This window comes from Deltaproteobacteria bacterium (assembly GCA_029210625.1).
GTDB lineage: Bacteria > Myxococcota > Myxococcia > SLRQ01 > SLRQ01 > JARGFU01.
Genome location: JARGFU010000003.1, coordinates 125,853 through 140,729, shown reverse-complemented (window position 1 = coordinate 140,729; position 14,877 = coordinate 125,853). Strand labels below are relative to the sequence as shown.

Here is a 14,877-nt window from a genome sequence, read left to right as displayed (position 1 = left end):
GTTCAGCTGTCCGGGTCGTCGGAGAAGAGCTCTCCGGCGGCGTCCTGCAAGGCGTCCTTGAAGCTGTCGGCGTCGTTCACCGGATCGGTGATCGCCTCGACCGCCCGCTTGGTGCAGCGGATGGCGGTCTCTCCGCCCTCGTCGGAGGCCTGGTGGAGGTTCTTGTGGCCCTGCTCGGCTTCCTCGAGGGCGTCGTCGTCCTCGAGGTTGGTCATCTGCTGGTACGAGCGCTTGGTCTTCTTCACCGACTCGGACTCGGCGAAGTTCTTGATCTCGTTGAAGATGAGCGCACCCGCCAGCAGCGCCCCGCCGACCACGAAGAAGAGCCGCCCCCCCGGATCGGCCTGGATCACCGGGTTACCGCCGGCGTAGCCGAAGGGATCGCTCCCGCCCTCGAGCCCCGCCGGATCGGGGGAGAGGAACTCGCCGAGGGCCGGGTCGTAGAAGCGGGCCCCGGAGGCCAGGAGGCCGGTGGCCGGGTCGTGGAGCTGACCGTGGAGCCCCACCGGCGGCCCCGACAGGCCGGGGGCCGAGAGGCGGCGGCCGAAGCAGTCCTCGTCGATCCACTCGAAGGTGCCTGCCTCGTCGGAGAGGCCGATGACCCTCCCGAAGGGGTCGGTGTGGACGTAGCGCTCGGAGCCCTCGTCCCCCACCGCCAGGGTGAAGGCGCCCTCGGAGAGGGCATGAACGAGGTGCCACTCGACCCCGGCGGGGTCGAGGATCCGCACCGGGCGGTCGGTGTCGGGCAGGTAGCCGAAGCGCCACTCCCCCGTGGCCTCCGCCTCCCAGACCCGCCGGCCGGTGCCGTCGTGAGCGTAGCGCGCGAGCGAGACCTCGGCGCCGGTCGCGCCCTGCAGCACCTCGCTCAGGCGACCCCCCTCTCCCCAGCGGTAGAGCCTGCGCTGCGCCGGGGCCGAGAGGGGCTCGTCGAAGGTCCGCCGGCCGAGCAGGTCGTAGCCGAAGGTGGCCGTGGCGGTGCTCTGCAGCCGGCCCGCCGCATCGCGCAGGTAGCTCCCGCTGGCGTCCGAGGCCCGCGCGCCCGCGGCGTCGTACCCGTAGAGCTCTCCAGTGTCCGAGCAGCTCGCGAGGCGGCCGAGGGCGTCGTAGCCGTAGGCGCGGGTGACCCCTGCGACGGTGCGGCTCGAGGGCCGACCTGCGGCGTCGTAGCTGTAGTCATGGGTCGTGGTGCCCCCGGGGCCGATCTCCTCCTGCCGGGAGACGCGACCCGCAGCGTCGAGGGTCCGGACGGTGGAGACCCCGTTCCCGCGATCGATCCGGATCAGGGTCCGGCTCGGATCCCAGGTGTAGACGAGCACGTCGCGGGTCGAGCCCGGCACGGCGGGCCACTCCAGCTCGACGCGCTCGGTCCGGTCGTCGAAGCCCCGGTGGAGGGTGTAGATCGTCGGACCGAGCTCCTGCCGCTCGACGGAGGCGCTCACCCGCGTCCGGCGCAGGATGAAGCCGGAGGCCGCGCCGAGGGTCGTGCCCGGGACGATGGAGACCGAGGTCCACCCCACTCCGGGGGCGAAGGTGCGGTGTTCGGTGAGGAGCGGGTCGGTCAGCTGCTCGACGCGCCCGAGCGCGTCGTAGGTCAGAGAGAGAGAGGCGCCCTGAGCCGGGCCGCTCCAGCTGCGGCTCTCCAGGCGTCCGGCGGCGTCGTAGGTGAAGCTCTCGACCGAGCCGTCGGCGAGGGTCCGCCCGGTGCGGCGGCCCTCAGCGTCGAAGCGCTGGCGGGTCTCCCCCTCGACCGGCGTGACCAGGAGCTCCGGCATGAAGGAGGCGTCGCGCGTCCAGCTCCAGACGCGCCCCGCGGGGTCGGTGGCCGACACCAGGGCGGAGGCGGGCAGCCGCGAGCCGACCTCCTCCCAGCCACCGGCGATCCGGCGTACGTAGCGCGTGGAGAGGATGGCCGGCGCCTCTCCCCAGCTCTGCTCCAGCAGACCACCGAAGGGATCGTAGACGCTCTGCTCGACCACGCCGTCGGCACGCACGACCCGGGTGGCCCGACCGACGGCGTCGCGCTCGACCAGGGTCTCCTCGCCGCCGGGCAGCACGAAGCGCGTGGCGTTGCCCTGGAGGTCGTACTCGATGCGCGTCTCGCGGCCGATGGGATCGACCACCCGGGCCGGCAGGCCGGCAGCAGCCCCACTGGTCACCGGCTCGATGCTGGTGGTGGCGGACCCGGGATCTTGCCGCCCCACGATCCGTCCCTCGGAGTCGTGCAGGAAGGTGACGACCCGGCCGGCCGGATCGGTCCGGGACCGCAGCCACCCGGTCACAGGATCGTGATCGAAGCGCCACCGCTCGTCGGTCGTCCGGTCGTGGATCTCGACGACTCGCCCGGCGGCGTCGCGCACCAGCGAGAAGTCGCTGCCATCGGGCAGCCGCCTCCGGGTTACCCGCCCCAGGGGGTCTAGCTCGAGCTCGGTCTCGTTGCCCTCGTCGTCCGCGACGTCGAGGGCGCCGGGCCGCAGGGCGATCTGCGCCTCCCCGCCGCGCGCGGTGGGCAGGGTTCCGACCGCAGGTGGAGCATCGACCTGCCGGGCGACCCCCGCCGGCGAGAGCGCGTCGGGCAGCACGGTGCTCTCGGCCTTGGCCGGCGACCAGGTGAGGGTGCCGCGGCCCGGCACCTCTGCCGCGACCAGCCGCCCGTCCACGTAGGTGTAGCTCCAGCGGCTCAGGGTCCCGGAGGGACCGGGCCGGGTGTGCGTGGCGATGCGGCCGTCGGTGTCGTAGGTGAAGGCGTGGGCGCCCTCGACCGGGAGGATGCTCGCCGGCCGGCCGTCGGCGAGGCCCAGGACGGTCTCGCGACCGGCCGCATCCCGGATCCGCTCGAGGCGTCCACCACCGTAGCTGAAGGAGAAGAGGGTCTCACCCGAGAGCACGATCTCGGTGAGCCTCGGTGGTGCCGGCGGATGACCACACCGCTCCTCCTCGGAAGGCGCGTTCCAGGCCTCGTAGCGATACTCCAGCTGCGGCTCCCCCGGCAGGCCTCGGCTGCGGAGCAGCCCCTGCTCGTCGTAGCGCTCCACCTGCCCGTCGGGCAGGCGGCGGGTGTGGGTGCCATCGCTCTCGGCGATCAGGACCGAGCCGTCACCGGAGGCGAGCTCGGTGAGGGTCTCGTCGCCGATCGGCACGAGATGCAGCACCGGCCCGGCGCCGGCCACCGCGAGCTCGCCGGCGGCCCCGGCGGTGAGAGAGAAGAGGGGGCCGAGGACGGCCTGCTCGGCGGTGCCCCCCTCCCCGGCCAGCGCGCCGACCTCTCCCCCCGCCACCGTGATCACCTGCCCGGCGGGGTCGAGGCGGCGGACGGCCTGGAAGGTGCCGTCGATGAACCAGAGGTTCCCCACGGCGTCGAAGCTCAGGTCCTCCACCGAGCCGACGGTGGCCTCCTCCACCGCTCCGTCGAGCCGCTCGGAGGGGTAGCCCTCCCGGCAGCGGGGAAAGAGCTCGGGATCGGAGAGCCCGTCCACGTGGCGGTAGACGCAGGGGTCGGTGTGGTGCCGGTAGACCAGCACGCCCTGCGCATCGATGGCGTAGGCAGGCGACTGGGGGCCGTTGCTGCGCATGCGCAGGGGTTGGAGGACGCGATCCCGGACGATGAAGGGACCGTCGAGGTAACTCTCCACCACCCAGACCGTTCCGTCGGCGCCGGAGTGGAAGGTGGCGATCTCCTGGACGAAGTCCACCTGGTCCACGGACACCCCGGGCCCCGGGGTGGCCCCACCGATGGGAGGGCGCCCCGCCAGCCGGGTCACCCCTCCAGCGGCGCTCACGTGCAGGACGCAGTCGTCGGTGGCGAGGAGCACTCCATCCTCCCCGGGTCCGGGGGCGAGTCCGGTGAGCGCCCGGAAGTGGAGCTCGGTGGCGGCGCCCTCGCAGGCGGGAGGGCCGCCGGGATCCGCCCCGCCACCTGCGAAGAGCTCCGCGCTGCCGTCGTCGCGCAGCCGCCAGACGCTCGCCCCCGGGAGCCCGGCCGCCGGGTGCACCGCGACGTGGAGCGCCCCGCCGGAGAAGGCGAGGTGCGGCGGCGTGGCCAGGCGCTCCGGCTCGACTCCGGCATCGATCAGGGCCTGCTCCACCCTCTTCAGGAAGAGGGTGCCCGAATCCCCGAAGACGCTCGCGGGCCGTTCGAAGCCGCCGGCCAGGGTCCGCGTCAGGGGGTCGCAGGTCGGCTGGATCAGGCGGGTCAGGCCGCGCAGGTGCCACCCCGGCCCGAAGGGGCTCTCCCCACGGTCGTCCACGGCCACCGGCTGGGTGGTCAGGTTCCGCACCGCGACCGGCGCGGGGGCGGTGACCGGCGCGCCACCGGCGTCCTCGACCACCGGCCCGAGCTCCGGGGTCGCGAAGCTCTCGCTGGCGGAGGCGTGGAGGGCGGCGGGCTCCAGGGTGGCGACCTCGACGACCACCGGATGGGGGCCGGTCTCCAGGGTGCCGGCGCCCTCCGCGATGGCGCTCTCCTCGGCGATCGACGGCGCCTCGAGCAGCGCGGTGACGGTGGCGGGCCGAACCTCACTCACCTCGCTGGTGGCGACGGCCTCGATGTGGACGTCGCCCACCGCGGCCGCGGCCTCCACCAGGACGATCTCTCCGGGGGCGGCCAGCGGCACCTGGGTCGTGACCTCGAGGGCCGGCAGCACGGTGCGGCTGTCGTGGAAGAGGGTCAGCCCGATCTCCCTGCCGCGCCGGAGGAGGGGCGGCAGCGGCACCCCGACCTGCAGGGCCCCGGAGGTGGGCTCGACCCGGGGCTCCCCCGGGGGGAAGACCGGCGGCGTCCGGGAGAGCGTGTCCAGGTCGGGGGTGGGGGTCGGGTCGGTGGGCACCGCCGGCAGCGCCGCAGCGAAGGTGGAGAGGTGATCGATCGAGAAGCGGACCACGCCGTCGCCGGCCACCGTCCCCAGCGCCGCGTCCACCCAGACCGCCAGGCTGCGATCGAAGCGGCCCACGGGGACCCGAAGATCCGGCGGCAGGCTCACGTCGGGGGTGACGCTGACCGTCAGCGGCGCGGCGGGCTGCTGACCGGAGGCCTCGAGGACGAAGGCGAAGAGGGGCGCGATCGGGCGGCGGGGCGGAGTCGGGATCCGCGCGGGGAGCCGAAGGGCCTCCAGGAGGGGATCATCGACCGGCACGAGCGCGAGCTCGACCCGCACCTGCCCCGTGAAGGCCCCGGCCGGGATCTCGACCTGCATCGGGCCGGCGGACAGGCTCCCCCCGACCGCGCCGTCGATGGCCTCCGAGGCCGCGACCGGCATCAGCTGGATCGTGCCGGCGTTCACCCGGGGACCCGCGCCGGTGTCCACGGCCCGCTCTGCCGGGAGGTGGCCGGCGGCGCTGACGACCAGCACCTGCCGGCCGGCCGGATCCGTGTGGAGCCAGAAGAAACCCGCGTCGTCGGTGGTCGCGCGCGCGCCCGCCAGGCTCACCTCGGCACCCGCAAAGGGGGCCTCTTCGAGGGTCACGATCCGGCCCTGCACCGAGACCGGCCCCAGGGGCGGGGTGACGCCGCCATCGGGGGGCGGCGGCGTGTCGGGGCCACAGCCCCGGCAGGCGGAGAGCAGGGTCAGGGCGACGAGCGCCAGCAGCGAGGTGGAATGAGCCAGGCAGGAGGAGCGCATGGGAGTCCCGGGTGACGAAGGATCGAGGTGGAGGCTCAGGGCAGCTCGAGGCGCCAGTAGCGCACCTCGAGCTGATCAGCCGGGAGGAGCCCGGCGACGAGGTGGAGAGCCCCGTCCGCGTCGACCTGCGCCCCCATGGAGGAGGACAGGTTGCAGGGGAAGTCCACCGCAGGCGCGTAGATCGCGGTGGGTCGCAGCTGGGCGTCCAGCAGCGCCGCCCGCGGCCCATAGCCGGTCTCGCGCCAGGCCAGCCAGACCCGGCCGTCCCCCACTGGCCGGACGATGGCGTGGTCCGAGTTCTGGGTCATGCCCGGCGTCGAGGAGACGTTGTAGTAGGTGCTGCCGAGCACCGGAGCGCCGTTCTCGTCGAGGGTCACCGGCGCGATGTGCACGTCGAAGACCAGGCTCGTGGTGCTCGAGCCCCAGGTCAGGGCCCAGCGATCTCCATCGAGCTTCCAGAGCTGGATCCAGGCCGCGCCCGGCTCGGGGAGCTCGAACTCACCGCCCGTCCCCACCAGATAGAAGCTCCTGGCGGCGGTCTGGCTGGTGTCCGGGTGGAGGTACCGCCAGCGCGCGAGGGTGGGCGAGCCGGTGGGATCGGCGGCCGTGTTGCGCGCGTGCGGAAAGAAGACCAGCAGCTCACCGTTCCCCAGGTCGTGAGGGAGGAAGGCCTCCTCGTAGTAGTGGTAACCGTTCCAGAAGGGGTCGAGCACTCCCTCCGGGTGTGGCTCCGGCAGGGGGAGGTACTGGGGGAAGTCGATGGGGACGGCGAAGGCGAAGCCCTCCGCGGGGTAGACCTCCGATCCGACCCAGGTCTCGCCCGTCTGGCCGAAGACCACCGGCCGGTGCCGGAGCCAGCCGGCGCCCCGCGGCGAGGCGCCGTTGCCGAATTGATTCAAGAAGGGCCGGAAGGCGGGCCCCTCGGGGATGCCGTCGGTGACGATCACCGCGTGTCCGTCCCCCCAGACGACGAAGAGCCGGTCCTCGGTCGGGTGCGTGGCGGCGAAGACCTCCAGCTGGAACCCGCTGGCCGCGCCGAGCTCCACCGGCGTCCCACCAAGGGCGGGCCGCTGCAGCCAGAGCTTCCCATCGCGCACGAAAGTTAGAGTCAGGGTGCCGTCGGGGGCCCGGGTCAGGGTGGGCTCGCTGGCCCCCGGCAGCGTCGCCAGCGCCTGCGGCCAGGCCGGCGGGGGGACCCCACCGTCCCCCTCCCCGCCATCGGCGCTGCCCCCGTCCCCACCGTCGGGACGAAGGGGGGGGACGCTCTCGCCGCAGGCCACGACAAGGTGGATCGAGAGAGCGGCCAGGACGAGGCGGAGCGCGCGCATGGAGAGACTCCGGGGGTGAGAGATCACGCGCTTCGATCGTAGTCGCCAGGGGCACCCTGCGACAACGCCACCCTACTCCGGGTCACCCGGCGTGGTGCCCAGGGCCCAACCCGCCTCGACCTGGTAGGGGTCGCTGAAGGCGAGGTCGTCCTGCAGGTTCACCAGGTCGCCCTGCTCGTCGATCTGCCAGACGTCGAGGACCAGATCCGAGTCGACCTCGCCCACCGCCACGGCCACCCACCCCTCCTGGTCCGCGCCCGTCACCAGGCCCGGGGGCAGGTAGAGGTGGGGCACGCCGGCCGGGGCACCCTCCCCCAGGAAGTAGGCATACCTCGCCCCGGCGGGGGCCTCGAAGCCCAGGCTCTGCAGGTCCCCGGCGTAGGTCCCCTGACTCTGCCGGTGGGCCTCCTGCAGATCCCGCAGGCGGGTGAGCTCGGTCTTCGCCTCGGCCTGCTTCGACTTGCCCTGGTACTTCACGAAGTTGGGGATCGCGATGGCGGCGACGACCCCCACCCCCATCACGGCGGTCCAGATCCCGGCCAGGATCATGCCGGCCACGGCGACCCCCTTGCCGGTCAGCGCGTCCGGGTCGTTCTTGATCCGGAAGTAGGCCGCGATGGAGAGGCCGCCCCCCACGAGCCAGATGAAGGCGCAGGGGATCGCCGAGAGGACCACCCCGACCACCGCCAGGCTCGAGGTCTTCGGCACGACCTTGCAGGCCGGGCAGCGGCCGCCGCCGCCCCCGGCGAGGGAGCGACAGTCGGGGCAGACGAAGGATCCGCAGCGGGTGCAGACCCCGACCGCCTGCGCGTCGTGCGCCGCACACCGGGCCTCACCGCCGCTCGCCTCACTCATGCCTCTCCTCCTGGCGCCTCGCGGGCTGGTCCCCGGCGCCGCCGGGCGAGGAGGAGGAGGGGCAGGACCAGCCACGAGCCGAAGACCGACCCCCTCCCCTGGCCACACTGGCAGCCCTCGCCCTCGCCTTCGTCCTCACCCGCATCGCTTCCCGCGTCCTGGCCGGCGTCGGCCCCGGCATCGCTGCCAGCGTCGCTGCCCGCGTCGAACCCTGCATCGGTTCCGGCGTCGGTTCCGGCATCGCTGCCGGCGTCCGTCCCGGCGTCGGTCCCGGCGTCACTGCCGGCGTCCGTCCCGGCGTCGCTGCCGGCGTCGCTGCCGGCGTCCGTCCCGGCGTCGGTCCCGGCGTCACTGCCGGCGTCCGTCCCGGCGTCGCTGCCCGCGTCGGTCCCCGCGTCGCTGCCCGCGTCCACCCCGCCGTCGCTCACCTGGCAGGCCGCGCTCGCGGCGCAGTCCGGATCGTCACAGTCGAAGAGGCCGTCGCAGTCGTTGTCACCCCCGTCGTCGCAGCTCACCTCGCTGGCCTCACCGCCGGGGCACAGACAGATCAGCGTCCGGCAGATCAGGCCGTTCGCTCCGCAAGCCGAGGCGTTGCAGTCGACGTCGGCGCAGTCGGTCGCGCCGTCGCAGTCGTCGTCCCGGCCGTCGCCGCAGGAGGCCTCGTAGCCGGAGCTGCCCGGGCAGGCGCACACCCCACCCTCGCAGACCTGCCCCTCGGCGCCGCAGCCTCGCCCGGCGCAGTCGGCGTCCGCGCAGTCGGCCAGACCGTCGCAGTCGTTGTCGCTCCCGTCCCCGCAGCTCGCCTCGCTCGCCTCGCCCCCGGGGCAGGCACAGGCGAGGCCCCGGCAGATCCGGCCGTCGGCGTCACAGGACGAGGCGTTGCAGTCGATGTCGGCGCAGTCCGTCGCCCCGTCGCAGTCCTCGTCGACGCCGTCCCCGCAGGACGACTCGAAGCTCGCGCCGCCGGGGCAGACGCAGAGGCCGCCCGCGCACTGGCGCCCGGAGGCCCCGCAGCTCTGACCGCTGCAGTCCGGATCGGCGCAGTCGGTCGCCCCGTCGCAGTCCTCGTCGAGGCCGTCGGTGCAGGAGGCCTCGCTCGTGGCGCCGCCCGGGCAGCCACAGGCGCCGCCGCCGCAGACGCGACCGGCGGCGCCGCAGGAGGCCCCGTCGGGGCAGGCGGCGTCCGCGCAGTCGGTCAGCCCGTCGCAGTCGTTGTCGACCCCGTCGGAACAGCTCGACTCGCTGGCCTCCGGGCAGCCGCAGAACCCGGCGGCGCAGACCTCTCCCGCGCTCCCGCAGGCGGTCCCCGTGGGGCAGTCGGCGTCCGCGCAGTCGGTCAGGCCGTCGCAGTCGTTGTCGAGGGCGTCGCCGCAGCTCTGCTCCGGAACCTCGCCGCCCGGACAGAAGCACTGACCGCCGGCGCAGGTCGCGCCCGGGCCACAGGCTGCGCCGTCGCAGTCCGGGTCCGCGCAGTCGGTCAGGCCATCGCAGTCCTCGTCGAGCCCATCGACGCAGCTGCCCTCGCTGCTCCCCCCCGGGCAGGTGCAGAGGGCGCCGGCGCAGAGGCGCCCGGCCCCATCGCAGGCCACGCCGTCGCAGTCACCGTCGACGCAGTCGGTGTCGCCGTCCCCGTCGTCGTCGAGGCCGTTGGCGCAGTCGAGCTCTCCGCAGGACTGCGAGTAGAGGGTGCAGACCCCGGCCTCGTCGTCGGCGGCGAGGGAGCGCTGGGCGGTGCCGTTGTCGTAGACCGGGTACATCGTCGCCGTCCCGTCCGGCGTGTGCCCCAGGCCCAGGAAGTGGCCCTGCTCGTGGGCGGCGATGCTCTGGTAGTCCACCTGGTTGCCGCCGGAGGGCTGGCCGTCCACCCAGGCGAAGCCCACGCCGTTGTAGAGGATGTCTCCGTCGGAGAACTGGCAGCTGGCGTCGTAGGAGATCAGCGTGATGCCGATCGTCCCGTTGACGTCCCCGAAGCCCGCCGGCCAGCTGCTCTCCTCCCAGGAGAAGATGTGCTGGGAGGAGGAGGAGTCCGCCCGGAAGGGGGTGGTTCCTCCGTAGCTCACCGACCAGGCGCTGCAGCAAGGCCGGCCCCACTCGGCGAAGGCGGCGGCGGCCCCCGCCTCGACGGTCGAGAAGGAGAGGTCCGCCGAGCCGCTCTGGTGGAGGCGGTAGGTGACCGGCAGCGCCGGCCAGTGCCCGTCGAGGGGCCCGCACTCGACGAAGGCCGTCCAGGCCCGGGCGGTCGCGGGCGCGGCGAGGGCGGCGCCGAGGGCGGCGCCGAGGGCCAGGGCCAACGGCAGGAGGCGCCGGGGCGAGAGGCCCGGGCGAGCTGCGGATCCGTCGAACACTCGCCGCCCAGCCTACACGATCCGCCTCGAGGCTAGACCGGCGCGTCCACCTCGGCGGGCGTGATCTCCCAGGGCGCCTCGGGCGTGTCCTCGAGGCGGTAGAAGCCGCCGCAGAAGCAGCGGTGCGGACAGCCCTCGCACTGCGCCTCGTGGTGCCGCTGCTCGCGCAGGTAGTCGTAGAGGTTCACGTCCTCGTTGTTCACGAAGAGCATGTGCCGCTCGAGCTTGAGGAGATCACCGACCAGGAAGCGCTCGTAGCCCGGCATGAAGCAGAAGGGCAGGTTGATCACCTGCAGCTTCATCCGGTCCTGCCAGGCGTCGATGACCTCCATCGTGACGCGCGCCGCCTCCTCCAGGTCGGGGCTGGCGTCCTCGGTGGCCCGGCCGAAGGGGGTGAGGAACTGGACGTTCATCCAGCGCAACCCCAGGTCGTGGGCGAGCGCGGCGAGGTCGGGCAGGTCGGCGGTGTTGCCCCGGGTGAGGGTGACGTTGAGCCCCAGCTCCACTCCGGGCGGCGCGGCGGCCACGCAGTTGCGGATGCCCTGGCAGGTCTGCGCGAAGGACTCGGGCACGCCGGTCTGGGCGCCGTGGATCTCGGCGCTCGACCCGTGGAGGGAGAAGAGGACCGAGGAGAGGCCGCTCGTCACCAGCTTGCGGGCGAAGGCCTCGTAGGAGCACATCCGGCCGTTCGTGGTGACGTTGATCCGCTCGTAGCCCAGGCGCCGGGCGAAGGCGATGAGGGGCAGGAGCTTCGGGTAGAGGGTCGGCTCGCCGCCGTCGAGATCGAGCAGGCGCACCCCCTGCGCGTGGTAGCGCACGAGGAGCTCCCGCTGGCGGTCGAAGTTGCCGTCGAGCTGGCTGCGGGTGCCCACCGCACAGAAGTGGCAGTGGTTGTTGCAGCGGTAGGTGACGTTCACGATCACCTTCTGGGGCCCCTGCCCCGCCCGCAGGCGCTGCTCGAAGGTCCAGCGGAAGCGCTCGAGCTCCTCGCGGTCGAAGTCCCCGGTCGCCGTGCTGGCCTGATGCTGGAAGAGGGGCGTGTAGTCGGCGACCTCCTCGCCGGCGCCCGCGCGGGCGGCGAGCGCGGTCCCCGGCAGGGGCGTGGCGAACTGCACCGCGGGCTCGACCCCGTAGGCGTCGTGGAGGTGGAGGGCGAAGTCGAGGGTCTGGTTGATCTCGGCCTTCGTCTCTCCCGGCAGGCCGATCATGAAGTGCACCAGGGTGCGCAGCCCGCGGGCCCGGGCCTCCCGCACGGTCTCCTCCAGGCGCCCGAGGTCCAGCGCCTTCTGGACGACCTCGTCCACCACCCGCTGGGCGCCGCTCTCGGCCGAGACCGAGAAGGTCGCGATCCGCCCCCGCATGGCGTCGAGGTGCGCGGGCTGCACCCAGTCGGCCCGCATCCCGTTGGGGAAGTCGTAGGCGACCCCCAGCTCGCCGAGCTTCCCGAGCACCCGCTCGAAGTGCTCCGGCTCGAAGTTCACCATCTCGTCCAGCAGGTCGATCCGGGTGGCGCCGTGCGTCTTCACCAGGGCCTCGAGGTGCGCCTCGAGCACCTCGGGGGCGAGGCGGCGCTGGGTCTTCTTCGAGCCGGGCTCCCGCCCCGGGTTCGAGGAGCAGTGGACGCAGCGGTAGGGGCAGCCCCGGCTGCTCAGGGCCGGCAGGGTCCGTCCATCGACCGGGAAGGCCCAGCTCCCCCGCCCGAGGGCGACGACCACCCGCTCCAGGAAGGCGTCCCGGGCCTCGAGGTCCACCTCATCCCAGGACGGCGGCGGCAGCCGCGCGTAGCCGGCGTGCTCTCCCCCGCTCTCGGCCCGCCGCCGCGTGGGGCGCCCGGAGGCGAGGAGCTCCCGGCACAGGGCGGGCAGGCGGCCCTCGGCCTCGTGGAGCAGGTAGCCGTCCACCTCGGGGTAGGCCTCGAGCACGGCCTCCCCCTCGACCGCCAGGTGATGCTGCCCGCTCTGGTAGAGGTCGGCGAGGAGGAAGGGCAGCTCGGGGTGCAGCTCTCGCAGGGCGCCGAGGAGGGAGCCGAGGAGGGGCTCCCGCTGCGGCGGACGGTGGAAGGGCGAGAAGGCCACGACCAGGAGCCGGGGCTCGTGGGCGCGTACGGCGGCGAGGGTCCCCTCGAAGCTCGCGCCCAGGAGCAGGCGCCCGTCGGCCCGCTCCTTCAGCCCGCTGCCGGGCAGGGCGAAGGCGTCCACCACCCGGGCCTCCAGCCCCTCCGCGGCGAGCACCGCGTGGGCCTGAACCACCCCGAGGTCGCAGTGGTAGGGGTAGTCGACGAAGTCGCGGTGGATCGAGAGCGGAGGCTGGAGGAGGAGCACGCTCATGCCGGCCCCACGGGCTCGAGGCCTGCCCAGCCGTGGCGGGCGAGGTAGCTCTTCCAGACCCCCTCGCAGCGACCGTCGTGGCGGCACCGGCCGCAGGCCTCGCGCTTCTCGCGCGCCACCGCGTCGAGGTCGGCCCGGGCGACCTCCAGGAGGCCCTCCGCCGGGGCACCCGAGCGCCCGGCGGCGCGGCTGGCCGCGGGGTCCAGGGCCCGCTGCGGGTCGTGGGCCTCGTAGTGCACGTAGGCCTCGACGTAGCCCCGGTTGCGGTCGGGGAGCCCCTCGGTGGCGCAGAGCGGGATGTCGACCAGGTAGGCCTCCGGGCTCTCCTCGCAGCCCGCGAGGAAGGTGGCGAAGGCGGAGGCGATCTCGGCGTAGGGCGGGAAGAGCTGATCGAAGAAGGTGTCACCGCGGCCGGTGGCCTGCATCACGTTGAAGACGACCTGATCGACGCCCCGCTCCCGCAGGAAGGCGTAGATCGCCGCCAGGTGGGGCAGGTTCCGCCGGTTGACGACCGTGCTGGTGTGGACGGTGAGCGCCGAGTCGCCGCGCCGGCGGTGGAGGTTCTCGAGGCCCGCCACTGTCTGCTCGAAGGAGCCCGGCGCCCGGGTCAGGGCGTCATGGAGGCGCGCCTCGTGCCCGTGGATCGAGACGTAGACGAAGTTCAGGCCCGCGGAGAGCAGCAGCTCCAGGTAGCGGGGCGAGGCCAGGCGGCGGCCGTTGGTCATCAGCGAGCGCCGGGGGTAGCCGAGCTGCCGCGCCCAGTGGAGGAAGCGGGGCAGGTCCCGGACCAGGGTGGGCTCCCCGCTGGTGAAGCAGACCTCCTCGGCGCCCCGGCCGGCCTCGAGGATGACGCGCACGCGATCGCTCCCCAGGGCGGAGTTCACCTCCCGGCGCAGGTCCCGATCCTCCTCCATGCAGAAGATGCAGTTGTTGTTGCAGGTGGGGCCGATGTTGACGTGGACCCGCCGGTCCTGCGCCGCCATCCGCTCCTCGATCGGGGACCCACCGCTCATCGCGGCGTACGATAACACCGCGAATTCCGGGCCGCACCCGCCCTCCCCGGCCCGGGAACGGATCGTTCCACTTCCTATTAAAGGATCGGTGCGGGCGTGGTATTCGGCCGCACCCCTTTGGGAGGAGGAGATCCCCATGCGTTCCACGCACCTGCGTTCCATCGTCCATGCCGTCCTCGTGGCGGCCGTCGCGGCTCTCTCGCTTCCGGCCCTGGCCGCCGAGCGTCCCCTGCCCGCCTACCTCGATCCGACCCTGGATCAGCCGATCTCCGCCCGCGCCCTCCTCGGGGGCGGTGGCGGTGACGCCGGCGACAAGGCGAAGCGCTTCTCGATCGGCCTGAACATCGGCCTGAAGGCCGACATGGCCAACCTCGGCGAGGCCATCGCTCAGGACGGCACCGTGGACCTGGCCGGGTCCACCATGGCCTCCACCTTCTACTCCACCGACACCCTGGTGGTGGGCGACCGGGACAGCCTGGCCATCTGGCACAACTCGAACAACACCGGCAGCGACTTCACCATCCTGGGCGCCGAGCCGACCCTGGGCGGCCCGCTCCTCGGCGCGGACCTCGGCCTCTCGGCCCAGTACGAGTTCGACGACATCCTGGGCGTGCCCGTCTACTTCAAGACCGGCTTCAACTACGTGACCTCCTTCAGCGGTGGCGTGCAGCGGCGGCAGCTCGGCAACGTGCTGACCAACCTCACCGCCCCCGACGGCGCCGCCCCCACCCTGGCCATCCCCCTGGCGATGGCCGGCTACGATCCCGATGACTTCGACGGCGGCACCCTCGACACCGCCTTCACCGCGGGCTGGTACGAGATCCCCTTCAGCCTGGGCTTCAAGGTCCCGGTGAAGAAGCAGTCCTTCTTCTACGGCTGGATCGGCGCCTCCTACTTCTCCGGCGGCTTCGACGTGCACCTGCAGCTCGACGAGCAGTACGTGAACGCGGTGACCACCCACGTCGACACCGAGCAGGCGAACCCCGCCGACATGGTGACCCCGGGCGCCGCCTGGTCGGCCGAGGGCCTCGACGAGGTCGTCAGCTTCCGCGCCAGCACCTTCGGCCTGAACTACGGCCTGGGCGGCCAGATCGACCTGGGCTTCGGCCTGGTCTGGTACGCGGAGCTGAACTCCTCGGGCGCGGCCAAGACCGTGTACTCGAACGACCTCTCGGACCACGCCGCCGAGACCCTCACCCGCCTCTCCAGCTCCACCCTCGGTGCGGTCGGCGAGGCCAGCGGTGACTGGTGGTTCAAGCGCCTGGCCTTCCCGGTCGTCATGGGCGGCGGCTCGCTGCGGACCGGCCTGCGCTACTACATCTTCTGATCGGCGTTCTGCGCCGTTCACGGCTTCTGCGGCCGCTCCGGAGGTTCCGGGGCGGCCGTTGCTCGTT

Annotated in this window: 7 protein-coding genes; 1 reads left to right on the top strand and 6 read right to left on the bottom strand. The window is 73.3% G+C overall.

The window, feature by feature from the left end:
- Positions 1-2: 2 nt before the first annotated feature.
- From P1V51_04030 to P1V51_04005, 6 genes are all read right to left on the bottom strand, one after another.
- A complete protein-coding gene (locus tag P1V51_04030; protein ID MDF1562185.1) occupies positions 3-5,615 on the bottom strand; it encodes a carboxypeptidase regulatory-like domain-containing protein in 5,613 nt (1,870 codons plus the stop codon).
- A 35-nt stretch (positions 5,616-5,650) separates the two neighbouring features.
- A complete protein-coding gene (locus P1V51_04025; GenBank protein ID MDF1562184.1) occupies positions 5,651-6,943 on the bottom strand; it encodes a hypothetical protein in 1,293 nt (430 codons plus the stop codon).
- 72 nt (positions 6,944-7,015) lie between these two features.
- Positions 7,016-7,798, bottom strand: coding sequence for a hypothetical protein (locus P1V51_04020; protein ID MDF1562183.1), 783 nt, complete (start codon positions 7,796-7,798; stop codon positions 7,016-7,018).
- Complete coding sequence (locus P1V51_04015) at positions 7,795-10,143, bottom strand: matrixin family metalloprotease (protein MDF1562182.1); 2,349 nt, start codon at positions 10,141-10,143, stop codon at positions 7,795-7,797. The genes P1V51_04020 and P1V51_04015 overlap by 4 nt, the downstream gene beginning before the upstream one ends.
- A 32-nt stretch (positions 10,144-10,175) precedes the next feature.
- On the bottom strand, positions 10,176-12,470 hold the full coding sequence (locus P1V51_04010) for a radical SAM protein (GenBank protein MDF1562181.1): 2,295 nt from the start codon (positions 12,468-12,470) through the stop codon (positions 10,176-10,178).
- Positions 12,467-13,483, bottom strand: a complete 1,017-nt coding sequence (locus P1V51_04005) for a radical SAM protein (GenBank protein MDF1562180.1) — start codon at positions 13,481-13,483, stop codon at positions 12,467-12,469. The genes P1V51_04010 and P1V51_04005 overlap by 4 nt, the downstream gene beginning before the upstream one ends.
- Before the next feature lie 136 nt (positions 13,484-13,619).
- On the opposite strand from P1V51_04005, the gene P1V51_04000 reads away from it, so the two are divergent.
- The gene (locus tag P1V51_04000) at positions 13,620-14,810 is read left to right on the top strand and encodes a hypothetical protein (GenBank protein MDF1562179.1); all 1,191 of its coding nucleotides are present in this window, start codon (positions 13,620-13,622) and stop codon (positions 14,808-14,810) included.
- Positions 14,811-14,877: the final 67 nt, after the last annotated feature.